Source organism: Protofrankia sp. Cas4 (assembly GCF_963555915.1).
GTDB lineage: Bacteria > Actinomycetota > Actinomycetes > Frankiales > Frankiaceae > Protofrankia.
On the sequence record NZ_CAUVXL010000108.1, the window covers coordinates 1,921 to 2,444 of the forward strand.

1 protein-coding gene is annotated in these 524 nt (G+C 58.2%); it reads right to left on the bottom strand.

What is annotated here, in order from left to right; translation table 11 throughout:
• Positions 1-483 (bottom strand): reverse transcriptase domain-containing protein (locus U9979_RS10045; protein WP_322779151.1); only part of this gene is annotated, 483 nt, incomplete at its 3' end.
• Positions 484-524 lie beyond the last annotated feature (41 nt).

A 524-nucleotide genomic window follows, 5' to 3' on the forward strand; every position in this document is an offset into this window, starting at 1 on the left:
GCACTGGGCGATGTCACCTTCGACGAACCAAGTCGTCCCCGTCCAGTAATGTTCTACCTTGCTGAGTGCGGTGTGGCACCCCCGGCGGGGACGGAAACCGTGGGAACGGTAGGAGAACGTCGGCTCGTAGTACGCCTCCAGGAGGAGGCGGACCACTTCGCCGACAATCTTGTCCGACCAGGACGGCAAGCCGAGCGGTCTCCTTTTCCCGTTCTTTTTCGGGATATAGACCCGCTTCACCGGCTGGAACCGGTAGCGCTCGTGGCGCAACGCATCAATGATGCGCCCGACCTTGCCCAGCGACGTGCCGTCCACAGTTTCCCCGTCGACCCCAGGTGTCATGGCCCCCTTGTTGGAGTACAGACGCCCGATGGCCAGTAGATACAGCTGCGGGTTGAACAGTTGCCGATACAGCTCATTGAAGTCATCCAGAAACCATTCCTGTTTTCTTGATCCTATCAAAAGTGAGGCGGCGTTCCGCATGTTCTTCGTTGAGTTTCTGCAGACCAACGACTGCCTGAATA